The organism is Sinisalibacter lacisalsi (assembly GCF_014640115.1).
GTDB lineage: Bacteria > Pseudomonadota > Alphaproteobacteria > Rhodobacterales > Rhodobacteraceae > Sinisalibacter > Sinisalibacter lacisalsi.
Genome location: NZ_BMGI01000004.1, coordinates 261,709 through 282,919, shown reverse-complemented (window position 1 = coordinate 282,919; position 21,211 = coordinate 261,709). Strand labels below are relative to the sequence as shown.

The window sequence follows — 21,211 nt, the reverse complement described above, 5'->3', positions numbered from 1 at the left end:
GAAAAATTTTCGCCGGGCGCGTATGGCAGGCACATGGCCCGGCTCATCCTGTTCAACAAACCTTTCGGCGTGCTATCGCAATTCACCGATGCGAAAAGCCCCTCCCCGCGCGCGACGCTGTCCGACTACATCGCCCTGCCCGGCGTCTACCCCGCCGGACGGCTCGACCGCGACAGCGAGGGGCTGCTCCTGCTCACCGACGACGGCCGCTTGCAGGCCCGCATCGCCGACCCGCGCCACAAGCTGGAGAAAACCTACCTCGTCCAGGTCGAAGGCGCCCCTCACAAGGCCGACCTCGCGCCGCTGCGCCGGGGGGTCGTGTTGAAGGACGGCCCCACCCGCCCGGCAAAGGCCCGGCTGATCGCCCCACCCGATCTCTGGGACCGCGTGCCGCCGGTGCGTTTCCGCAAATCCGTGCCCGACGCCTGGATCGAGATCACCATCAGCGAGGGCCGCAACCGGCAGGTGCGGCGGATGACGGCGGCGATCGGCTTTCCAACCCTGCGACTGGTGCGCTGGCGGGCCGGCGACTGGGCGCTCGACGGCCTCGCCCCGGGAGACTGGCGCGAAGCCTGAGCCGGGCTATTTCTTCTTGGCTTTTTTCTTGCTGGCCTTGGCCTTCTTGTCGGCCTTGGCTTTCTTCTCCTTGGCCTTCTTGTCGGCCTTGGCTTTCTTCTCCGTGGCTTTCTTGTCGGCCTTGGCTTTCTTCTCCGTGGCTTTCTTGTCGGCCTTGGCTTTCTTCTCCTTGGCTTTCTTGTCAGCCTTGGCCTTCTTCTCCTTGGCCTTCTTCTCCGCCTTGGCCTTTTTCTCAGCCTCCGCCTTGGCCTTCTTGTCCTTGGCCTTTTTCTCCGCCTTGGCGTTTTTCTCAGCCTTGGCCTTGGGTTTCGGCTCGGCCTGTTCCTGCGCCGGCGCTGCGGCAAGCTCGGCAGCGGCAGCGCGGAAGGATTCGGCGCGCGCCAGTGTCACCCCGCGAACAGAGGTCAACAGGGCCGCATCAGCCGACGCGAGATCGGCAAGGGTATTGATCCCGAGTTCACCCAGCCGGGTTTTCAGGCCCGGACCGATGCCGGGAATATCGAGTAACGTTTTCATGCACGTCTCCATCACATGCGCGCGGGCCGGACGATCCGGCCCGCGCAAACGGCCTCAGGCCGCCTTTTTCAGGGCCTTCTTGGCCACTTTGAGCTTCTTCTCCTGCCGCGCGACTTTCGCCTTGCGGGATTTCACTTCGCGCTTGAGGTCTTTGATCTTGGCTTTATTCGCCATGTCTTATCCTTTCGTTTTGGGTTCATCTGCCGCGTGCTCGGCAAGGAATGCCCGGATGAACCGGCGCACTTCACGGGCCGCGCTGGTATCGAGCTCGTCGCAAAGCTGCACAAAAGCATCGCGGTCGGCCTTGCCAATCCGAATGATCAGTTGGGCGTCCTTCTTGCTCTTGGCGTGCTTTGGCATATGACGTGCCTCCTTGGCGGTATCTACGTTGTTACGCTTTTATATGTCGTTTGTATATACATTTCTTTGATCGCGGTCCGTGCAGGCATTGATCACGAGAAAGGCCCCGCCGTTGCCGGCAGGGCCCGTTCGTCGTCATCCGCGCCGATCAGTCGATCATCGGCAGCAGGCTGTCCATCGAGGCTTTCGCGTCGCCGTAGAACATCCGGGTGTTGTCCTTGTAGAACAGCGGGTTCTCGATGCCGGAATAGCCCGTGCCCTGGCCGCGCTTGGAGACGAACACCTGTTTCGCCTTCCACACTTCCAGCACCGGCATACCGGCGATCGGCGAGTTCGGATCTTCCTGCGCTGCCGGGTTCACGATGTCGTTCGAGCCGATCACGATCACCACGTCCGTCGAGGAGAAATCGTCGTTGATCTCGTCCATCTCCAGCACGATGTCGTAGGGCACCTTGGCCTCGGCCAGCAGCACGTTCATGTGCCCCGGCAGGCGGCCGGCGACGGGGTGGATGCCGAAGCGCACGTTCTTGCCCTTGGCGCGCAGTTTGGCGGTGAGCGCCGCCACCGATTGCTGCGCCTGCGCCACCGCCATGCCGTAGCCCGGCACGATGATGATCTGGTCGGCGTCGTTCAGCGCGGCGGCCACGCCCTCGGCGTCGATCGCCACCTGCTCGCCCTCGATTTCCATCGCCGGGCCGGAGGTGCCGCCGAAGCCGCCGAGGATCACGCTGATGAACGAGCGGTTCATCGCCTTGCACATGATGTAGGACAGGATCGCGCCCGAGGAGCCGACCAGCGCGCCGACGACGATCAGCAGGTCGTTGCCGAGCGAGAAGCCGATCGCCGCCGCGGCCCAGCCCGAGTAGGAGTTCAGCATCGACACCACCACCGGCATGTCGGCGCCGCCGATGCCCATGATCAGGTGATAGCCGATGAAGAAGGCCAAGAGCGTCATCGCGATCAGCGTCCAGATCCCGGCGCCGTTGAGGTAGAGCACCAGCAGCACCACCGAGAGGATCGCGGCGGTGGCGTTCAGCACGTGCCCGCCCGGCAGCTTGACCGCCGCCGAGCTCACCTTGCCCGCGAGCTTGCCGAAGGCGATCACCGAGCCGGTGAAGGTGACGCCACCGATGAACACGCCGAGGAACAGCTCGACCCGCAGGATCGACTGCTCGACCGCGTCCTTCTTGGCCACGGCGGCCGCGAAACCGTCGAGCGCCTTCTTCGCGGCCTCGTCCATCGCCAGAACGCGGGTCAGTTCGAGGTCGGCGTTGAAGCCGACGAAGACGGCGGCGAGGCCGACGAGCGAGTGCATCGCGGCGACGAGTTGCGGCATCTCGGTCATCTGCACGCGCTTGGCGATGACGGTGCCGATCAGGCCACCGGCGAGGATCAGCGCCAGCGAGACGCCCCAGAGCCCGGCCCCGGGGCCGATCAGCGTGGCGATGACGGCAAGCGCCATGCCGACGATGCCATACCAGACCGCGCGCTTGGCGCTTTCCTGCCCCGAGAGCCCGCCGAGCGCGAGGATGAACAGAACGGCCGCGACGATGTAGGCGGCGGTGGTGAAACCGATTTCCATTTGCCCGGCCTCCTTAGGATTTCTGGAACATGGCAAGCATGCGCCGTGTGACGAGGAAGCCGCCGAAGATGTTGATCCCGGCCATGAACACAGAGATCGCGGCGAGGATCATCACCAGCGGGGCACCCGAGCCGATCTGCATCAGCGCGCCGAGGATGATGATCGACGAGATCGCGTTAGTGATCGCCATCAGCGGCGTGTGCAGGCTGTGGCTGACCCCCCAGATCACCTGGAAGCCGACGAAGACCGCCAGCACGAACACGATGAAGTGCTGCATGAAGCTGGGCGGCGCGACGAGGCCCACCCCGAGCAGCGCGATGCCGCCCACCGCGATCAGCGTCACCTGCTGCCGGGTCTGGGCCTTGAACTCGGCCACCTCCCTGGCGCGTTTCTCTTCCGGCGTGAGTTCCTTCGGCGCCTCACGCTTGACTGCCGCGATCGCCTTCACCTTCGGCGGCGGCGGCGGGAAGGTGATCTCGCCCTGGTAGGCGACGGTCGCCCCGCGGATCACGTCGTCGTCCATGTCATGCACGATCTGGCCGTCTTTTTCCGGCGTCAGGTCGGACAGCATGTGGCGGACGTTGTTGGCGTAGAGCGTCGAGGCCTGGGTGGCCATGCGCGAGGCGAAATCGGTGTAGCCGATCACGGTCACGCCGCCGGGGGTGACGACCTTCTCGTCCTTCTCGGTGTAGTCGCAGTTGCCGCCCTGCTCGGCGGCAAGGTCGATCACCACCGAGCCCGGCTTCATCGCGTCGACCATGTCTTTCAGCCACAGCTTCGGCGCGGGCCGGTTCGGGATCAGCGCGGTGGTAATGACGATATCCATGTCGGCGGCGATCTCGCGGAACTTGGCCAGTTGCGCCTCGCGGAACTCTTCCGACTGCACCGAGGCATAGCCGCCGGTGGCGGAGCCATCCTCGGTGTCTTCGTCGAAATCGAGATAGACGAACTCGGCGCCCATCGATTCGACCTGTTCGGCCACTTCCGGGCGCACGTCGAAGGCGTAGGTGATCGCGCCGAGGCTCACGCTGGTGCCGATCGCGGCAAGGCCGGCGACACCGGCGCCCACGATCAGCACCTTGGCGGGCGGCACCTTGCCGGCGGCGGTCACCTGCCCGGTGAAGAACCGGCCGAAGTTGTTGCCCGCCTCGATCACCGCGCGGTAACCGGCGATATTGGCCATCGACGAGAGCGCGTCCATCTTCTGGGCGCGGCTGATGCGCGGCACCATCTCCATCGCGATGACGTTTGCACCCTTGTCCCTGGCCAGTTCAAGCCCCTCGGCGTTGCCGCCGGGATTGAAGAACGAAATCAGCGTCTTGTCCTTGGTGAGCCGCTTCATCTCGGCGTCGGTCGGCACCCGCACCTTGGCGATCACGTCGGCCTCTTTCCACAGGCTCGCGGCGGTTTTCACCACCGTCACCCCGGCGGCCTCGTAGTCGTCGTCGGCAAAGCCCGCCGCCATGCCCGCACCCTTTTCGATCAGGCACTCGTGCCCCAGCTTCTGAAGCTGCACCGCCGATTCCGGCGTCATCGCAACCCGGCTTTCACCGGCGATTGTTTCCTTCGGAACCCCGATTTTCACGATGTCTTCCTTCCTTCTGAACCGGTGGGGAGAATCCCGCGACCGGAAATTTCACTGAGGTTTACGCCAAGCCCGGCGCGATTTCGACCCAATCGAGGGGTTTGCGACCATTTTTCACCCCGCTGCGTCATATCCAGCGGCGCACCCTGGCAAACCAGGCTTCCGCCTCGGCGCCGAAGCGGGCGACCAGCCCCGCCTCCTCGCCGAGGATGAAGCGTCCGTTGATCAGTGCGACGAAGCCGGGCACCAGCAGGAGCGCGGGCAACACGTCCCACCACAGCGCCGCACCCGCCAGCACCAGCGCGTCGCCGAGGTAGATCGGGTTGCGGCTGATCCGGTAGATGCCCTGGCGCACGAAAGCCGTGGGCAGGCGGCGCGGGATGAAGGTGGTGTGGTGGCGGACAAGCTCGAACGCGCCAAGCGCCATCGCCCCGACCCCGGTAAGGGCGAGCGCCGCGCCGAGCCATTCCACCCAGGCCAGCCCGGTGGCGAGCCCGGGGAACAGCCGGTCGATCCCCCATGTCGCGGCGATGCCCGCCGCGAGCCACGCGGGAGGAATATCGATCCACTTGAGCACCCGAAACCCCTCGCGCAAGATTGTTTCCCAAGGCGCGGTTTAGCGCGAGGAAAGTTGCGATGGCAATCCCCCCTTGCGCCGGTGCTTGCACCTGCCGCATTGCACGCTAGCCTAAGCGCGCAACACGAGGGGAGGCGAGATGGATTTCGCGGCGACAAAACGGATGTTCGAACTGCCCGAGGGCATGGTCTATCTCGACGGCAATTCGCTCGGCCCCCTGCCCCGCGCGGCGGCCGGACGGGTGGCGCGCACCGTCGAGGCGGAATGGGGCGAGATGCTCATCACCGCCTGGAACAAGGCGGGCTGGATGGCCCAGCCGCGCGAACTCGGCGACCGGATCGGGCGGCTGATCGGGGCCGAGCCCGGCAGCGTGGTGCTGGGCGACACGCTGTCGATCAAGGTCTACCAGGCCCTCGCCGCCGCGCTGGCGCTCAACCCGGGCCGGCGCAAGGTGCTGTCCGACCGGGGCAACTTCCCCACCGATCTCTACATGGCCGAGGGGCTGATCTCGGCGCTCGACAAGGGCCACGAGCTGGTCACCGTGGCCCCCGAGGAGGTGGCAAGCCACATCGACGACGACCTCGCCGTGCTGATGCTGACGGAGGTGGATTACCGCACCGGGCGCAAGCACGACATGGCGGCGCTGACCCGCGCCGCCCATGCCGTCGGCGCGCTGGTGATCTGGGATCTGGCCCATTCGGCGGGCGCGCTGCCGGTCGATCTCGCCGGCGTGCAGGCTGATTTCGCGGTGGGCTGCACCTACAAGTTTCTCAACGGCGGCCCCGGCGCGCCCGCTTTCATCTACGTCAACCCCCGCCACGCCGACACCGCCCGCCCGGCGCTGTCGGGCTGGCTCGGGCACGAGGCCCCCTTCGCCTTCGATCTCGCCTATCGCCCCGGCGAGGGCGTGGAGCGGATGCGCGTGGGCACCCCGCCGGTGATCCAGATGGCCGCCCTAGACGCCGCCCTCGACATCTGGGACGGCGTCGACATGCAGGCGCTGCGCGACCGCGCCATCGCCCTTTCCGAGCGCTTCATCGAGGGGGTGGAAGCCGCCTGCGACGGGCTCACGCTGGCCTCGCCGCGCGATCCCGAGGCGCGCGGCAGCCAGGTGTCGTTCCGCTTCGAGGAAGGATACGCCGCGATGCAGGCACTGATCGACCGGGGCGTGATCGGCGACTTTCGCGCCCCCGACATCATGCGCTTCGGCATCACCCCGCTCTACATCGACGAGGCCGACATCGACCGCGCTGTGAAGGTGATCGCGGAGGTGATGGAACACCGGCTGTGGGACCGGCCGGACTACCGCGAACGCGCGGCGGTGACGTGAGCCGCGCCCTGCCCCCGCTCTGCCGCCCGGCGGCCTGGGTGGCGCTGTGGCGCCGGATGGCGATGTGCACCTGTCTGAACGGCTGACGCCGGGTCCATCCCGCCGCCCCAACCGTTCACGAGAGGAAACACCATGACCACCCCTTACGATCCCGCCGACGACGGAGCCCAGATGCGCTTCGACGGGCGCATGTCCTACACCGATTACCTTGGGCTCGACGCGATCCTCGACGCCCAGCACCCGCTGTCGGAGGCGCATGACGAGCTTCTGTTCATCGTCCAGCACCAGACCTCCGAGCTCTGGATGCGGCTGGCACTGCACGAACTCGCCGCCGCCCGCACGGCACTGGCCGAAGACCGCTTCGGCCCCGCCTTCAAGATGCTCGCCCGGGTGGCGCGGATCTTCGAGCAGCTCAACAGCGCCTGGGACGTGCTGCGCACCATGACGCCCTCCGACTACACCACCTTTCGCGAGGCGCTGGGGCAATCCTCCGGCTTCCAGTCCTGGCAATACCGGCTGATCGAGTTCACGCTCGGCAACCGCAACGCCGCGATGCTGCGCCCGCATGAGCACCGGCGCGACATCCACGAAAAACTAAGCGCCGAACTGGCCCGCCCCTCGCTATACGATACCGCGCTGGCCGCCCTCGCCCGCGCCGGGATCGAGATTCCGCCGGAAGTCACGGCGCGCGATCTTGCCCGCCCGCACGAAGCGCACCCCGGCGTGATCGCCGCCTGGCGCGTGGTCTATGACGATCCCGAAACCCATTGGCAGCTTTACGAGATGGCCGAGAAACTGGTGGATTTCGAGGATTACTTCCGCCGCTGGCGCTTCAACCACGTCACCACCGTCGAGCGCGTGATCGGCTTCAAGCGCGGCACCGGCGGCACCGGCGGCGTGAGCTACCTGCGCCGGATGCTGGAGGTGGAGCTGTTCCCCGAACTGTGGCACCTGCGCACCGAGTTGTGAGACTCGCGCAGGTTTGATCGGCTTTGCGCCACGTCGCGTAATGAAAGCAGGCCCCGGTGCGATATATTCGGGGAGAGCATTCAGGGAGAACACGCATGAGCTATAGCCTGACCGTCAACGGCGAGACCCACGAGGTCGATCTGCCCGGCGATGTGCCGCTCCTGTGGGTGCTGCGCGACTCGCTGGGGCTGACCGGCACCAAGTTCGGCTGCGGCGTGGCCGCCTGCGGCGCCTGCACCGTCCACGTCGGCGGAGTGGCCCAGCGGTCGTGCCAGTTGCCGCTCGAAGTGGTGGACGGCGAGGTGATCACCATCGAGGGCCTCGGCACGCCCGACGCCATGGCGGCGATCCAGCGCGCCTGGGTCGCCCACGGCGTGGCGCAATGCGGCTATTGCCAGTCGGGCCAGATCATGCAGGCGGCCGACCTGCTCGCCAACAACCCCGACCCGAGCGACGAAGAGATCGACGACGCGATGTGGGGCAACCTGTGCCGCTGCGGCACCTACCCGCGCATTCGCGCCGCGATCCACGACGCGGCGAAGATGATGCAGGCGGAGGGCTGACCATGGGCAAGCTGAGAACCTTCACCCGCCGCGCCTTCCTCGTGGGCTCCGTCGCCGTCGCCGGTGGCGTCGCCTTCGGCACCTACCAGGTGATGCGCGATCCGAAAGCGCCGGGGATCGACACCGACGGCGTGGTGCTGAACCCCTGGGTGGTGATCGACGCCCGCGGCGTCACCGTGATCGTGCCACGCGCCGAGATGGGCCAGGGCGTGCAGACCACGCTCGCCGCGCTTGCGGCGGAGGAACTCGAAGTGCCGCTCGACCAGATCCACGTCGAGCACGGCCCCCCGGGCGAGGCCTATGCCAACGGCGCGCTGATGGTGGGGCGCGAATACCATGACGGACCGCCCTCGGGGATCGGCGCCGCGGTGATGGGGCAAGTGCCCAAGATCCTCGGGCTGCAGGTCACGGGCGGCTCCACCTCGACCGTCGACGCCTTCGACAAGATGCGCCAAGCCGGCGCCGCGGCGCGCGAGGTGCTGCTGCTCGCGGCCTCCGAGCGCCTCGGCCTCGGCCTCGACCAGCTCCGCGCCGAGGCGGGAGAGATCGTGACGACCGACGGGCGCAGGCTGGCCTACAGCGCGCTTGCCGAAGACGCCGCGCGCCTCACGCCGCCCGATGCCCCCCGCCTCAAGCGGCGCGCCGACTGGGTGTTGCTGGGCAAGAGCCAGCCCCGGCTCGACCAGGTGCCCAAGGCAACCGGCACCGCCAGCTTCGCCACCGATATCCGGCTGCCGGGAATGCGCTTCGCCACCGTGCGCCGCAACCCGCACCAGGGCGGCGAGATGCGCGGCTTCGATGCCAGCGCGGCCGAATCCATGGCGGGGGTCGAGGCGGTGATCGACATCGGCGATGGCATCGCCGTGGTCGCCAGCAATACCTGGCTGGCGATGCAGGCCGCCGAGGCGGTGGAGATCGACTGGGGCCCCGCGCCCTACCCCGAGACCACCGACGCCGTGTTCGAGCGGATCGCGCAGGCCTTCGACGACAAGCCCAACATCACCGGCCGCGAGGCGGGGGACGTGGGCGCGGGGGGCGAGATCGCGGTGGAATACCGTGCGCCCTACCTCGCCCATGCCACCATGGAGCCGATGACCGCCACCGCGCTGTTCAGCGATGGCGCGGTCGAGCTCTGGGCCGGCAACCAGGCGCCGATCATGCTGCAGAACGACACCGCCAAGGCGCTCGACATCAAGCCCGAGGCGGTGACCGTGCACACCACGATCATGGGTGGCGGCTTCGGGCGGCGCGCCAACGTGGAGTTCGGCGTGATCGCGGCGCGGATCGCCCAAGCCCTGCCGGGCGTGCCGGTGGCGGTGACATGGAGCCGCGAAGAAGACATGCGCCACGACCATTACCGCCCCGGCGCGCTGGCGCGGATGTCGGCGACGCTGGAGGATGGCCGGATCGCGCGTCTGGCGGCCGATCTCGCCAGCCCCTCGATCATGGGCCAGACCATCGGCGGGATGATGGGCCTCTCCTACACCCCGCCCGACCGCACCATCACCGAGGGCGCCGCCGACCAGCCCTACGCGGCCGAGAACATCCGGGTGCGCGGCTTCGCCGCCGACGTGGCGATCCCCGTGGGCTACTGGCGCGCGGTGGGCAATTCGCAGAACGCCTTCTTCTGGGAGAGCTTCATCGACGAGCTGGCCCACGCGGCGGGGGCCGACCCGGTGGAATTCCGCCTCGCCCATATCCGGCCCGAGCACGGGCCCTCGGCGGACGTGCTGGAAAAGGTGGCGGAAATCTCCGGCTGGGGCGGCGACAAACCGCAGGGCGTCGGCCGCGGCGTGGCCTTCACCTATTCCTTCGGCACGCCTGTCGCGGAAGTCGTCGAGGTGGTGGAGGAAGACGGGCTGATCCGGCTCGCCCGCTGCTGGATCGCGGCCGATCCGGGCCTCGTGCTCGATCCCGCCAACGTCGAGGCACAGCTCACCGGCGGCGCCGTCTTCGGCCTTTCGGCCGCGATCCATGGCGAGATCACCTTCGAGGGCGGCGCGGCGGTGGAGGGCAACTTCCCCGACTACGAGGCGCTGCGGATGCCGACCACCCCGCGCTTCGAGGTGGCCCTGCTCTCGTCCGGCGACCGGCCACAGGGCGTCGGCGAACCGGGCACCCCGCCCGCCGCTCCGGCCCTTGCCAACGCGCTGTTCGACCTCACCGGAAAGCGCGCCCGAACGCTGCCGCTGCGGCGGGATTTCGACTTCGCAAGCTGAAGCGATCGTGACCTAACTGCGCGGAATCCATGACCATTTCAAGGCGAGCGGGAAAACCGCTCGCCTTTTCGTCTCTGCCTGTTACACTGATCGCGCACGACCGGACGATAACCGGCGGCGAACGAGGCAGAGTGGTTTGATGGTGCTGGATTTTTGCCAGACTCTCAGGGTTTTTGAACGCGTCCATCGGATGCGCGTGCGCGGCCTCATGCCGCTGCCCTCCCGCCTGCCGCCACCTGGGCCGGGCCATGTGCCCGCCCTTTCGCGGGAGATCCAGCCATGGCAACGATGAACTCCGGTCTCGGCGGGCCTGCGGGCTACGGCGAAGGCGTGTTTTCCTCCTCCCCGAAGATCGGCAACAACGACGACGGCTCGGTCAACGTCGATATCACCTCCGTTTTCGGCGGCGGCGGGATCGACTTCTTCGGCAATTCCTACACCTCGCTTTACGTCAACTCGAACGGCAACATCACCTTCGGCTCGGCCAATACCGCCTACCAGACCGCCAACCTCTCCTCCGTCAACACCCCGACCATCGCCCCCTTCTTCAGCGACGTGAACATCAACTCGGGCGGCGAGATCTACTGGGACCTCGACCCGGTCGCGGGCACCGTCACCGTCACCTGGGACAGCGTCAGGCCCTATTTCGGCTCGGGAGAAAACTCCTTCCAGGTGGTCATCACCTCGACCGGCAGCGGCGATTTCGAACTCGAGTTCATCTACGAACAGATCGAATGGACGACCGGCTACAGCCAGGTCGCCGAAACCGGCTTCACCGATGGCGGGGCGAACGATTACGAATTGCCCGGCTCGGGCGATGCCGCCAGCCTCGCGGATTACGAGAACACCGATTTCGCCACCGGCGATCCCGACGGGGTGAGCAGCTTCACCTTCGCCAACGGCGAGCCCTTCTATTCCGACGGGATCGTCGAGGGCACCGCCGGCGACGACCTGCTCGACGCCAGCTACGCCGGCGACCCGGACGGCGACACCATCGGCGCGGGCGACGACAACATCTTCGGCTATGGCGGCAACGACACGATCTTCGCCGGCGCGGGCAATGACACCGTCACCGGCGGCGCGGGCGATGACGTGATCTCGGGCGGCTCGGGCGACGACGTGATCTATGGCGACGGGCCCTCGGACCCGGGGCTGTGGGCCTACGAGGTCTGGAACCACGATTTCACCAGCGCCAGCGGCCAGGCCTTCGACGCCGAGAGCGGCACCCTCGCCGGCACCGGCACCACGCAGGGCTTCGACAGCACCCAGCTGGTCAACGACGCGCGCGGCAGCGGCGGCGATCCGAGCGATTTCGGCGTGGTCTACACCTCGACGCTGCAGCCCACGCAAACCGGCGTCTACACCTTCGCCACCACCTCCGACGACGGCTCGACGATCCGTATCCTCGACGCCGACGGCACGCCGCTGACCTGGACCAACCAGGACGGCTCCACCGCCAGCTACATGAACAACGATTACCACCAGGCCGCCACGACCCGCTCGGGCGAGGTCACCCTGGAGGAAGGTGTGTCCTACACCATCGAGGTGCGGCACTGGGAGAACGCGGGCCAGCAGGTGATCTCGGGCACCGTCACCTCCCCCGGCGGCCTCACCGAAGACCTCGCCGACAGCGCGATGATCCTCGGCCCCGACGCCGCGGCCGGCAACGACGTGATCGACGGCGGCGCCGGCGACGACGTGATCTGGGGCGGCGCCGGCGACGACCAGATCACCGGCGGCACGGGCGCAGACCAGCTCTTCGGCGAGGCCGGCGACGATACCATCACCCTCGGCGCGGGCGATACCGCCTCGGGCGGCGCCGGCGACGATCTGTTCAGCCTCGATCCCGCCACCGCCCTCGGCGGCCCCGGCGCGACGATCGTGATCGACGGCGACGAGGACGGCGAAACCGACGGCGACACGCTCGATTTCTCCGGCCTGATCGACTGGGGCTCGATCACCTATACCGACCCCGAGACCGGCTCCGCCTCGCTCGCCGACGGCACCACGGTCAGCTTCTCCAACATCGAGAACATCATCATCTGCTTCACCCGGGGCACGTTGATCGAAACCCCGTTCGGGCCGCGCCCGATCGAGGATCTGCGCCCCGGCGATTTCGTCCTCACCCGCGACCACGGCCCGCAACCGCTGCGCTGGGTGGGCGCGAGCGAGGTGGCGGGCGAGGACAGCCTCGCGCCGATCCGCTTCGCGCGCGGCGCCTTCGGCAACGATCGCCCCCTGCTCGTCTCGCCGCAGCACCGCATGCTCTACGCCGGCAGCGACGCCGTGCTCTACTTCGACACCTCCGAGGTGATGGTGCCGGCCAAGCACCTGGTGAACGGCACCAGCATCACCGTCGTCGAGATGGCGCGGGTGCGTTATTACCACATGCTGTTCGACCGGCACGAGGTGGTCTGGGCCAACGGCGCGCCCTGCGAGAGTTTTCACCCCGGCATGGAGGGCCTCGCGGCGATCGACGGCCCGGCGCGCGAGGAGTTGTTCCGGCTGTTTCCCGAGCTGCGCAGCAACCCCGGCGGCTACGGCAAGACTGCCCGGACGGTTCTGCGAGGCTACGAGGCGCGTCTGATCGAGGTCGCCTGAGGGCCGGGGCTCAGCCCTGCCGCCGCCACAGGTGCATCACGTCAGCCCCGATCGCGCGGGTTTCGACGAGGGCGAAACGTGGCGCATCGCCCAGCCGGTCGATCCCCATCGCCGCCAGCGACGGGCGCCCCTCGGCGCCGAGCGCGAGCCCGGCGGTGAAGCCCGCGAACTCGTCGACCAGCCCTTCCGAGAGCAGCGCCGCGGCGAGCGAGCCGCCGCCTTCGCAGAACACCCGGGTCAGCCCCTGCGCGCCCAGGATGGCGAGCGCGGCGCGGATGTCGAGCTGCCCGGCCGACACCGGAACGGCAAACAGCCGCGCGCCCGTCTCCTGCCAGGCCGCGATGCGCTCGGGCGCGGCCCGGCTGCCATGCAGGATCCATAGCGGCACCTCGCGCGCGGTCCGCGCCAGCTGGCCATCGAGCGGCAGGTCGAGCCCGCGCGACAGGACCACCCGCACCGGCTGGCGGCGCGCACCGAGGCCGCGCACGGTAAGCCCGGGATCGTCGGTGCGCACCGTGCCCGCCCCCACCATCACGGCGTCATGGCGCATCCGCATCGCGTGCACCAGCCGGCGCGCCTCGGGGCCGGTGATCCACTGGCTCTCGCCGCTCGCGGTGGCGATCCGCCCGTCGAGCGAGGCGGCGAGCTTGAGCGTCACCATCGGGCGGCCCTCGGTCACCCGAAGCAGGAACCCGGCCTGATCGGCCCTTGCCGCCTCGGCCCCGATGCCCTCGACCACCTCGACACCTCCGGCGCGCAGCCGCGCGAGGCCCTGCCCGTTCACCCGGGGGTCGGGATCGGTGAGCGCCACCACCACCCGGGCCACGCCCGCCGCCGCCAGCGCATCGGCGCAGGGCGGTGTCTTGCCGTGATGGGCGCATGGTTCGAGGGAGACATAGGCCGTGGCGCCGCGCGCCGCCGCGCCCGCCTGCGCCAGCGCCACCACCTCGGCATGGGGGCGCCCGCCGGGCCGGGTCCAGCCGCGCCCGACGATCCGGCCACCGGCCACGATCACGCAGCCCACCGCCGGGTTCGGCCAACAGGCGCCCAGCCCGCGCCGCCCGAGGGCAAGCGCGAGGCTCATGAAGCGCGCGTCGGTCACTCGTCGCCGGGAGCGACCTCGGGGCGAAGCTCGCTCACGAAACGGTCGAAATCATCGGCTTCCTGGAAGTTCTTGTAAACGCTGGCAAAACGCACGTAGGCCACGGTGTCGATCCGGGCCAGGCTCTCCATCACGATCTCGCCGATCGCCTTGGAGGAGATGTCGGTCTCGCCCATGCTTTCGAGCCGCCGCACGATGCCCGAGATCATCTGGTCGACGCGCTCGGGCTCGACGGGACGCTTCTGCAGCGCGATCCGGATCGAGCGTTCCAGCTTGGTGCGGTCGAAATCCTCGCGCCGTCCGTTCGACTTGATCACCACGAGATCGCGCAATTGCACCCGCTCGTAGGTGGTGAAGCGCCCGCCGCAGGCCGGGCAGAACCGCCGTCGCCGGATCGCCACGTGATCCTCGGCGGGCCGCGAATCCTTCACCTGGGTATCGATGTTTCCACAAAACGGGCAGCGCATGCCGGTCCCCTTCTTCTTGCCTGTTTCCCCGGAAATGCGGGTCTCTGCCCACTTATCCACAGGCACTATAGGGTTTCACCCGTGTCTTGTGTAGCCATTAAAACGCACCACAAGATACAGATGGGCCGCGCGCGCGGCGGCTGGAAACAGCCGAGCCCCGGCACAGAGCTATCCGCAGCCGCCGCAGGGTGCGATAATGCGCGGGCAACGACCTCATAGGAGGACAACATGAGTATTGCCCGCGTAACCGAGATCTCCGCCACCTCGACGAAAAGCTTTGAAGACGCCGTGCAGGAAGGCATTCGCCGCGCCTCGAAAACCGTGCGCAACATCCGCTCGGCCTGGGTCAAGGAACACCAGGTGCGCGTCGCCGACGGCGAGATCACCGAATACCAGGTCAACCTGATGGTGACCTTCGTGCTCGACGACTGAGCACGGATCAGCGAATGAGCGCGGCCACCTCGCGACGATGTGGCCGCGCGCGATGTTCGAACAGGTAGATCCCCTGCCAGGTGCCCAGCGCCATCCGGCCCGAGATGATCGGAATGGCGAGTGACACCGGCAGGAGCGCGGCCTTGATATGGGCCGGCATGTCGTCGGGGCCCTCGCAGGTGTGGCGGATATAGGCCATCGCCGGATCGTCGCTCGGCGGCACCAGCCGGTGCAGAAAATCGGCCAGATCGGCGCGCACGTCGGGATCGGCGTTTTCCTGGATCACCAGCGAGGCGGAGGTGTGGCGCACAAAGAGCGTGAGCAGCGCCTCATCGACCGCGGCATCGGCCACGAAGCGGGCCACGTCGCCGGTGAACTCGTGCAGCCCCGGCCCGCGTGTTTCGATCCGAAAGATCCTGTGCATCGCCTGCCCTGCCCTTCGCCGCGCCGGCGTAATGGTGGCATCCCGCGCGCGCGATAGCGGGGCGACCGTCCGGGGCAGGCCCGGACGGTCGCCCCGAATACGTCAGGCCTTGGCGGGCTCTTCAGCCTGCACCAGCTTCACGCCGCCCTTTTCGAGCGACCGCACCAGCCGCGAAGCCTTGCGTACCGCGTCCTTGCGGGCGGCATCCCAGGCGGCCTTGCGCTGTTCCTTGGTGCCCTCGGGATTGGCGGCGCGCCACTCCTGCCGGAACGTGGTGAACCCGATCACTTTCGCGGCTTTCCGGCGCGCGGCGCGTTCGGCCTTCTGTTCCGGGGTCAGCGGCGTCTTGGTTTTTTCCTTGGCTGCGGCCTTGGCAGCAGTCGTTTTGGTCTCGGCCATTGGAACATTCCTCTCGATACAATTGCCTCGTGGCGGGCTCTCTTGGCGGCCCTTTCCGAGCCGCATCCTACACCAGCCCGGACCTGTGGATAAGTGCAAATGCGTCGCAGCGGACCGGCCGGTAGCCCTCGTGTCCTGCGCGCCACATTCGCCGGGCAGGTCAGCCGAAAAGCCCCTCGCCCGACTGGTCGATCAACTGCCTGGCCTTGCGCAGGGCCGCCGCGGCGGCCTCGTCGCGGTCGCTGAACACGTCGGCGCGGACGAGATGATGCGTCCGGGTCTCGCCGCCGATCTCCTTCTCGATCCGGGCGGCGAGGCGATAGCCGCCGCTTTCCTTTTCGGGCTCGGGATAGATGCGAAAGCCCGCGTGGGTTTCGGGTTCCGGCTCGGGGGCCGATCCGCCGCCGAAGAGTTTGGATAAGAGGGACATGGAGCCTCCGGGTTTGATTGCGCTCAGCGGTGGAGCATAGGCGCAACAGGCCGGGAATCAAATATCACGCGGGGGCGGAGGGTCTCGCCCGGCCTTGGGGGGGGCCTCGTTTTCCTACTTCAGCTAGCGATAGCTGGCCGATGATTTTTTTATCCCGACATTCATGAAGCCAAAAGACTCCAGGAAATTCCTTACGTCGGATGGTCTTGAATTGTTACGCGGCCCTAGAACCAATTCTCCAATTGGGTTCTCATCAATTGGGAGTGCGTACCCCCGAAACGGAACAAGACCATCTCTCCGAGTATGGTACTGCTTCGAGTCAGAAAAAGCACCGCCGCTAAGCGAAACCAAACGCCATTCCTTTTCCTCTCTGAATGCGGGATTTTTCACAGCAAACAAATCTCCAATCAATAAAAGTAACGGAATCTTCGCGGCAACACGCCTTTTTAAAAGGGATTCTTTCTCATGTTCCTCTTGAGGAAAATTCAGTAATCCTATCCTTTCAAAAAGACCGTCACTTCTTGCTTTCTCTAAATGTTCAAACACGGTCTCCAAAGCGCCTTCGCCATGGAGTTCTCCATAGCCGACCTTCTTCAGGGTGTATCCGGGCATGTCTGCGCCCAAAGCATCTACATTCTTTGAGAGGAAAGCTTTGGAGAAACCGATACTCACACCATAGCCATCATCGGCGTATCCGCGCCATTGGCTCAACAAATCCGGTTCCTCACTGAGACAAAAACCAAGGCTGTCTATCATCTCAATCAGCGAATCCAGCGCATCCAAGAGCTCAGCTGTTTGACCGCTTGTGAAGCCTCGCGTGACACATTCCTTCTCGAACAGCCCCTTCAGCCAACGCCCCTCCAAAGTGTCATTGGAAAGGCTTAGTGAAGACAGCCGAATCGATCGGTTGGAGATTATGGCGTGAAATACGTCGTTCCTGCAGTAGTGATACAAACAGTCCATTCTTTGGCTTCACTGATCCAGGAAACTCCGCAGCTTCCGCGACCGCGACGGATGCTTCAGCTTCCGCAAAGCCTTCGCCTCGATCTGGCGGATGCGCTCGCGGGTCACCGAGAATTGCTGGCCGACCTCTTCGAGCGTGTGGTCGGTGTTCATGCCGATGCCGAAGCGCATGCGCAGCACGCGCTCCTCGCGCGGCGTGAGGCTGGCGAGAACCCGCGTGGTGGTTTCCTTGAGGTTGCCCTGGATCGCCGAGTCGAGCGGCAGCACCGCGTTCTTGTCCTCGATGAAATCGCCGAGCTGGCTGTCTTCCTCGTCGCCGATCGGGGTTTCGAGGCTGATCGGCTCCTTGGCGATCTTCATCACCTTGCGGACCTTCTCGAGCGGCATCTGCAGCTTCTCGGCCAGTTCCTCCGGCGTCGGTTCGCGGCCGATCTCGTGCAGCATCTGGCGGCCGGTGCGCACCAGCTTGTTGATCGTCTCTATCATGTGGACCGGGATGCGGATGGTGCGGGCCTGGTCGGCGATGCTCCGGGTTATCGCCTGCCGGATCCACCATGTCGCGTAGGTCGAGAACTTGTAGCCGCGGCGATACTCGAACTTGTCGACCGCCTTCATCAGGCCGATGTTGCCTTCCTGGATCAGGTCGAGGAACTGCAGGCCGCGGTTGGTGTATTTCTTGGCGATCGAGATCACCAGCCGCAGGTTGGCCTCGACCATCTCCTTCTTGGCCTGGCGGGCCTCCTTCTCGCCCTTCTGCACCTGCTGCACGATGCGGCGGAACTCGGGGATGTCGACGCCGACATACTGGCCCACCTGCACCATCTCGGCGCGCAGTTCGGCGATCTTGTCCGACGACCGTTCGACGAGCGCCTGCCAGCCGCGCCCGGCCCGTTCGCCCATGCGGTCGAGCCACGTCGGGTCAAGTTCGTAGCCGCGGTAGGCCTCGATGAACTCGCGGCGGTTGATCCGGGCCTGGTCGGCCAGTTTCACCATCGCCGAGTCGATCGACATGATCCGTTTGTTGATGCCGTAAAGCTGGTCGACCAGCGCCTCGATGCGGTTGTTGTGCAGGTGCAGCTCGTTGACCAGCAGGACGACCTCGGCGCGCAGCTTCTGGTAGATCGCCTCGTCCTTGGCCGAGAAGGTGCCGTCCTCGTTCAGGGTCGCGCTCATGCGCAGATCCTGGATATCGGAAAGCTTGGTGTAATCGGCGGCGATGCGATCGAGGGTTTCCAGCACCCGCGGCTTGAGCGCCGCCTCCATCGCGGCGAGCGACATGTTGGCCTGCTCGTCCTCGTCGTCGTCGTCATCGTCCTTGGCGATCGGGTTGCCGTCGGCATCCAGTTCGGGCTCGTCCGAGGTCTTGCTGGGCGCCTGGCTTTCCTTGGTTTCGGTCGCGACACCGCCGACGACACCGTCCTCGTCGTCTTCGCCTTCGAGCGAGCGGCCGAAGGTGGCGTCGAGGTCGATCACGTCGCGCAGGAGGATGTCTTCGTTCAGAAGTTCGTCGCGCCAGATCGTGATCGCCTGGAAGGTGAGCGGGCTTTCGCACAACCCGGCGATCATCGTGTTGCGCCCGGCCTCGATGCGCTTGGCGATGGCGATCTCGCCTTCGCGCGACAGCAGTTCCACCGAGCCCATCTCGCGCAGATACATGCGCACCGGGTCATCGGTGCGGTCGAGCTTCTCCGTCTCCGACGCGGAGACGGTGACCTCGCGCGACGAAGACGTGGTGACGATCTCGGTCGATCCCTTGTCGTCTTCGCCTTCCTCGCCCTCTTCGTCCTCGATGATGTTGATGCCCATCTCCGAGAGCATCGACATCACGTCCTCGATCTGCTCCGACGAAACCTGGTCGGGCGGCAGGACGTTGTTGAGCTGGTCGTAGGTGATGTAACCCTTGTCGCGGGCCTCGGCGATCATCTTCTTGATCGCGGCCTGGTCCATGTCGGGGTTGACCGGCTCGTCCTCCTGCTCGGTGTCCTTGGTATCGTCGTTTTCCTTGACGGCCATGCGATCTTCCTTGCTCGTGCACCCAGAGTGGCGTGATTCGGCGGAGTTTTTCAACGAATCAGTGATTCGCATTCTCATATGGTGGCTTTGATTACGCGTTTGAAGGGCAAAAGGCGAGATCAGTGCGGCTCGCGGCCATCCCGCGCAAAACCGATCTCGCGCAGCAGCGCCTCCAGCCGATCCTTTTCCTCCCTCGCGATCAATACGCCGTTATCGGCGCGGTCGTAATGCGTCTTGTCTTCGCCGGCGCCGCCCCGGCTGGCGGCCTCGCGGGCGCGCGCCGCCTCGCCCAGCCGCCAGGTCAGCCCCTCGTCGGCGAGCGCGTCGATATCGCCCTCGGCTTCGGCGACCTCGCGGCGCGCGCCGCGGTTGGCTTCGAGCTTGGCCAGTTCCTCGGCGAGGCACAACGCGGCAAGCTCGCTGTCATCGGGCCGCCGCAGCGCCGGCGAGATCCGCACATGGTTGAACCCGAACAGCTTTTCAACGAGGTGCGGCCCCGCCTCGGCCTCGATCCGGGCGCGCAGATCGGCGGCGGGATCGTGGGCATGGGCGAGCAGCATCCGCTGCAGCGCGCGGTGATCGTCGGTGGCCATGTCGATCCGCTCCAGCGCCGCCTCGAACCGTTCGAGCAGGCCAGGATGGGTGATCAGCGTGGCGAGGATCACCGCCTCGCGCAGCACCTCCTCCACCTCGCCGGAGGCGGTCGCGAGCAGCGATGTCTTGGTTTCGCTGAGCGCCGGCGGCGGCCCCTTGCGCCACGGCCCGCGCGTGAACCCGCCCGGCCCAGACCGCGGCGGGCTGAACAACTCCCGCCGCAACCGGTTGATCTCACTGCCATAATGCGAGCGGATCGAGGCGTCGGTGATGCGCCGGATCACGCTGCGCAGATCGCGGTCGAGGGTGGCGCGGCGCTCGGGGCTGTCGAACACCTTGCCTTCCGTCTCGCGCCGCCACAACAGCCGCACCATCGGCAACGCGGCGTCGAGCAGCGCCTGCATCGCCGCCGGCCCCTCGGCCTTGATCACGTCGTCGGGGTCCATCTTCTCGGGCATCAGCGCGAAGCGCAGGCTCTGCCCGGCCTCGATCAGCGGCAGCGCAAGGTCGATCACCCGCATCGCCGCCTTCAGCCCCGCCTCGTCGCCGTCGAGCGCGATGATCGGCTCGGGCGAGATCCGCCACATCAGCCGCAACTGGTCTTCGGTGATCGCGGTGCCGAGCGGGGCGACGCTGGCGGTGAACCCGGCCTCCGAGAGCGCGATCACGTCCATGTAGCCCTCGGCGACGATCAGCGGCTGGCCCTTGCCGGCCGCCGCGCGGGCCTGGTCGAGGTTGAACAGCGCCCGGCCCTTGTCGAACAGCGTGGTCTCGGGGCCGTTGAGGTATTTCGCCCGGGCGTTCGGATCGAGCGCGCGGCCGCCGAGGCTGATCGCCCGCCCGCGGGCATCGCGGATCGGAAAGATGATGCGGCCGCGGAAGCGGTCGTAGGGCTTTCCGCCGTCGCGCCGGGTGCGGGCATCGTCATCGTCGGGCTTGATCGCCAGCCCGGCCTCGACCACCAGCGCCTCTTCCACCCCCTTGTCGCGGAAATGCCCGAGCAGCGCGTGCCGAGCATCTGGGGCGAAGCCGATTCCCCAGCGCGCCTGCGCCTCCTGCGAAAGGCCACGCCTGTCGAGGTAGTCGCGCGCCGCCGCGCCCTGCGCCGTTTTCAGTTGCAGCCGGTAGAACTGCACCGCCTGCTCCACCACCTGCTGCAGCTCGCTGCGCCGGTCGGCCTGTTCCTGCGCCCGCGGGTCGCGCTCGGGCACCTGCAGGCCGACTTCGCGCGCGAGGATCTCGATCGCCTCCATGAAGCCGACATTCTCGGTTTCGCGCACGAAGGAGATCGCGTCGCCCTTGGCGTGACAGCCGAAGCAGTAATAATAGCCCTTCTTGTCGTCGACGTGGAAACTCGCGGTCTTTTCCTGGTGGAACGGGCATGGCGCCCACATGTCGCCCTTGCCCTGGTTCGACTTGCGCATGTCCCACGACACCTTGCGCCCGACCACCTGTGCGAGCGAGGTGCGGGTGCGAAGTTCGTCAAGGAATCCGGGTGGCAGCGACATG

General features: G+C 66.8%; 20 protein-coding genes. 7 read left to right on the top strand and 13 right to left on the bottom strand.

Annotation, left to right across the window (positions count from 1 at the left end; all coding sequences use genetic code 11):
- Positions 1 to 33 precede the first annotated feature (33 nt).
- Complete coding sequence (locus IEW01_RS13320) at positions 34 to 576, top strand: pseudouridine synthase (protein ID WP_188528489.1); 543 nt, start codon at positions 34 to 36, stop codon at positions 574 to 576.
- A gap of 6 nt (positions 577 to 582) precedes the next feature.
- On the opposite strand, the gene IEW01_RS13315 is transcribed toward IEW01_RS13320, so the two are convergent.
- The 5 genes from IEW01_RS13315 to IEW01_RS13295 all read right to left on the bottom strand — a co-directional run bounded on the left by IEW01_RS13315 (position 583) and on the right by IEW01_RS13295 (position 5,214).
- Positions 583 to 1,140 carry a helix-hairpin-helix domain-containing protein gene (locus IEW01_RS13315; RefSeq protein ID WP_188528487.1) on the bottom strand — a complete coding sequence of 186 codons (558 nt, stop codon included), beginning with the start codon at positions 1,138 to 1,140 and terminating at the stop codon, positions 583 to 585.
- Between the two features lie 129 nt (positions 1,141 to 1,269).
- On the bottom strand, positions 1,270 to 1,452 hold the full coding sequence (locus tag IEW01_RS13310; RefSeq protein ID WP_188528484.1) for a hypothetical protein: 183 nt from the start codon (positions 1,450 to 1,452) through the stop codon (positions 1,270 to 1,272).
- A gap of 148 nt (positions 1,453 to 1,600) precedes the next feature.
- Positions 1,601 to 3,034, bottom strand: a complete 1,434-nt coding sequence (locus tag IEW01_RS13305; RefSeq protein ID WP_188528482.1) for an NAD(P)(+) transhydrogenase (Re/Si-specific) subunit beta — start codon at positions 3,032 to 3,034, stop codon at positions 1,601 to 1,603.
- 13 nt (positions 3,035 to 3,047) lie between these two features.
- On the bottom strand, positions 3,048 to 4,619 hold the full coding sequence (locus tag IEW01_RS13300) for a Re/Si-specific NAD(P)(+) transhydrogenase subunit alpha (protein WP_188528480.1): 1,572 nt from the start codon (positions 4,617 to 4,619) through the stop codon (positions 3,048 to 3,050).
- A 127-nt stretch (positions 4,620 to 4,746) separates the two neighbouring features.
- The gene (locus IEW01_RS13295; RefSeq protein ID WP_188528478.1) at positions 4,747 to 5,214 is read right to left on the bottom strand and encodes a methyltransferase family protein; all 468 of its coding nucleotides are present in this window, start codon (positions 5,212 to 5,214) and stop codon (positions 4,747 to 4,749) included.
- Between the two features lie 121 nt (positions 5,215 to 5,335).
- Here IEW01_RS13295 and kynU point away from each other — a divergent pair, with 121 nt between their 5' ends.
- The 5 genes from kynU to IEW01_RS13270 all read left to right on the top strand — a co-directional run bounded on the left by kynU (position 5,336) and on the right by IEW01_RS13270 (position 12,878).
- Positions 5,336 to 6,526: a kynureninase gene (kynU, locus tag IEW01_RS13290; protein ID WP_188528476.1), complete on the top strand. Its 1,191-nt coding sequence runs from the start codon at positions 5,336 to 5,338 to the stop codon at positions 6,524 to 6,526.
- A 132-nt stretch (positions 6,527 to 6,658) separates the two neighbouring features.
- Positions 6,659 to 7,495, top strand: a complete 837-nt coding sequence (gene kynA / locus IEW01_RS13285) for a tryptophan 2,3-dioxygenase (RefSeq protein WP_188528474.1) — start codon at positions 6,659 to 6,661, stop codon at positions 7,493 to 7,495.
- Between the two features lie 95 nt (positions 7,496 to 7,590).
- Positions 7,591 to 8,058, top strand: coding sequence for a (2Fe-2S)-binding protein (locus tag IEW01_RS13280; RefSeq protein ID WP_188528472.1), 468 nt, complete (start codon positions 7,591 to 7,593; stop codon positions 8,056 to 8,058).
- 2 nt (positions 8,059 to 8,060) lie between these two features.
- Entirely contained in the window at positions 8,061 to 10,277 is a 2,217-nt protein-coding gene (locus IEW01_RS13275; protein ID WP_188528470.1) for a xanthine dehydrogenase family protein molybdopterin-binding subunit, read from the top strand.
- Between the two features lie 279 nt (positions 10,278 to 10,556).
- Entirely contained in the window at positions 10,557 to 12,878 is a 2,322-nt protein-coding gene (locus IEW01_RS13270; protein WP_188528468.1) for a Hint domain-containing protein, read from the top strand.
- Positions 12,879 to 12,888: 10 nt separating this feature from the next.
- Here the strand turns inward: IEW01_RS13270 and ribD are convergent, their stop codons facing one another.
- Complete coding sequence (ribD, locus tag IEW01_RS13265; RefSeq protein WP_368855198.1) at positions 12,889 to 13,980, bottom strand: bifunctional diaminohydroxyphosphoribosylaminopyrimidine deaminase/5-amino-6-(5-phosphoribosylamino)uracil reductase RibD; 1,092 nt, start codon at positions 13,978 to 13,980, stop codon at positions 12,889 to 12,891.
- A complete protein-coding gene (gene nrdR, locus IEW01_RS13260; protein WP_085527176.1) occupies positions 13,977 to 14,447 on the bottom strand; it encodes a transcriptional regulator NrdR in 471 nt (156 codons plus the stop codon). The genes ribD and nrdR overlap by 4 nt, the downstream gene beginning before the upstream one ends.
- A 228-nt stretch (positions 14,448 to 14,675) precedes the next feature.
- Here nrdR and IEW01_RS13255 point away from each other — a divergent pair, with 228 nt between their 5' ends.
- Entirely contained in the window at positions 14,676 to 14,879 is a 204-nt protein-coding gene (locus tag IEW01_RS13255; protein ID WP_188528466.1) for a dodecin family protein, read from the top strand.
- 7 nt (positions 14,880 to 14,886) lie between these two features.
- Here the strand turns inward: IEW01_RS13255 and IEW01_RS13250 are convergent, their stop codons facing one another.
- The 6 genes from IEW01_RS13250 to dnaG all read right to left on the bottom strand — a co-directional run bounded on the left by IEW01_RS13250 (position 14,887) and on the right by dnaG (position 21,210).
- Positions 14,887 to 15,303, bottom strand: a complete 417-nt coding sequence (locus IEW01_RS13250; RefSeq protein ID WP_188528464.1) for a secondary thiamine-phosphate synthase enzyme YjbQ — start codon at positions 15,301 to 15,303, stop codon at positions 14,887 to 14,889.
- Between the two features lie 102 nt (positions 15,304 to 15,405).
- Positions 15,406 to 15,702, bottom strand: a complete 297-nt coding sequence (locus IEW01_RS13245; protein WP_188528462.1) for a hypothetical protein — start codon at positions 15,700 to 15,702, stop codon at positions 15,406 to 15,408.
- 160 nt (positions 15,703 to 15,862) lie between these two features.
- A complete protein-coding gene (locus IEW01_RS13240; RefSeq protein WP_188528460.1) occupies positions 15,863 to 16,132 on the bottom strand; it encodes an HlyU family transcriptional regulator in 270 nt (89 codons plus the stop codon).
- 123 nt (positions 16,133 to 16,255) lie between these two features.
- The gene (locus tag IEW01_RS13235; protein WP_188528458.1) at positions 16,256 to 16,996 is read right to left on the bottom strand and encodes a DUF2971 domain-containing protein; all 741 of its coding nucleotides are present in this window, start codon (positions 16,994 to 16,996) and stop codon (positions 16,256 to 16,258) included.
- Between the two features lie 108 nt (positions 16,997 to 17,104).
- Entirely contained in the window at positions 17,105 to 19,108 is a 2,004-nt protein-coding gene (gene rpoD / locus IEW01_RS13230) for an RNA polymerase sigma factor RpoD (RefSeq protein WP_188528456.1), read from the bottom strand.
- Positions 19,109 to 19,227: 119 nt separating this feature from the next.
- A complete protein-coding gene (gene dnaG / locus IEW01_RS13225) occupies positions 19,228 to 21,210 on the bottom strand; it encodes a DNA primase (RefSeq protein WP_188528454.1) in 1,983 nt (660 codons plus the stop codon).
- Between the last annotated feature and the right edge of the window lies 1 nt (position 21,211).

What these genes read in the sequence shown, in the direction of transcription:
- IEW01_RS13255 (WP_188528466.1), top strand. Translation starts at nt 14,676, where the DNA reads ATGAGTATTGCCCGCGTAACCGAGATCTCCGCCACCTCGACGAAAAGC.
- IEW01_RS13270 (WP_188528468.1), top strand. Translation starts at nt 10,557, where the DNA reads ATGGCAACGATGAACTCCGGTCTCGGCGGGCCTGCGGGCTACGGCGAA.
- dnaG (WP_188528454.1), bottom strand. Translation starts at nt 21,210, where the DNA reads ATGTCGCTGCCACCCGGATTCCTTGACGAACTTCGCACCCGCACCTCG.
- IEW01_RS13320 (WP_188528489.1), top strand. Translation starts at nt 34, where the DNA reads ATGGCCCGGCTCATCCTGTTCAACAAACCTTTCGGCGTGCTATCGCAA.
- kynU (WP_188528476.1), top strand. Translation starts at nt 5,336, where the DNA reads ATGGATTTCGCGGCGACAAAACGGATGTTCGAACTGCCCGAGGGCATG.
- IEW01_RS13275 (WP_188528470.1), top strand. Translation starts at nt 8,061, where the DNA reads ATGGGCAAGCTGAGAACCTTCACCCGCCGCGCCTTCCTCGTGGGCTCC.
- IEW01_RS13240 (WP_188528460.1), bottom strand. Translation starts at nt 16,132, where the DNA reads ATGTCCCTCTTATCCAAACTCTTCGGCGGCGGATCGGCCCCCGAGCCG.
- nrdR (WP_085527176.1), bottom strand. Translation starts at nt 14,447, where the DNA reads ATGCGCTGCCCGTTTTGTGGAAACATCGATACCCAGGTGAAGGATTCG.
- IEW01_RS13310 (WP_188528484.1), bottom strand. Translation starts at nt 1,452, where the DNA reads ATGCCAAAGCACGCCAAGAGCAAGAAGGACGCCCAACTGATCATTCGG.
- rpoD (WP_188528456.1), bottom strand. Translation starts at nt 19,108, where the DNA reads ATGGCCGTCAAGGAAAACGACGATACCAAGGACACCGAGCAGGAGGAC.
- kynA (WP_188528474.1), top strand. Translation starts at nt 6,659, where the DNA reads ATGACCACCCCTTACGATCCCGCCGACGACGGAGCCCAGATGCGCTTC.
- IEW01_RS13250 (WP_188528464.1), bottom strand. Translation starts at nt 15,303, where the DNA reads ATGCACAGGATCTTTCGGATCGAAACACGCGGGCCGGGGCTGCACGAG.
- IEW01_RS13305 (WP_188528482.1), bottom strand. Translation starts at nt 3,034, where the DNA reads ATGGAAATCGGTTTCACCACCGCCGCCTACATCGTCGCGGCCGTTCTG.
- IEW01_RS13280 (WP_188528472.1), top strand. Translation starts at nt 7,591, where the DNA reads ATGAGCTATAGCCTGACCGTCAACGGCGAGACCCACGAGGTCGATCTG.
- IEW01_RS13245 (WP_188528462.1), bottom strand. Translation starts at nt 15,702, where the DNA reads ATGGCCGAGACCAAAACGACTGCTGCCAAGGCCGCAGCCAAGGAAAAA.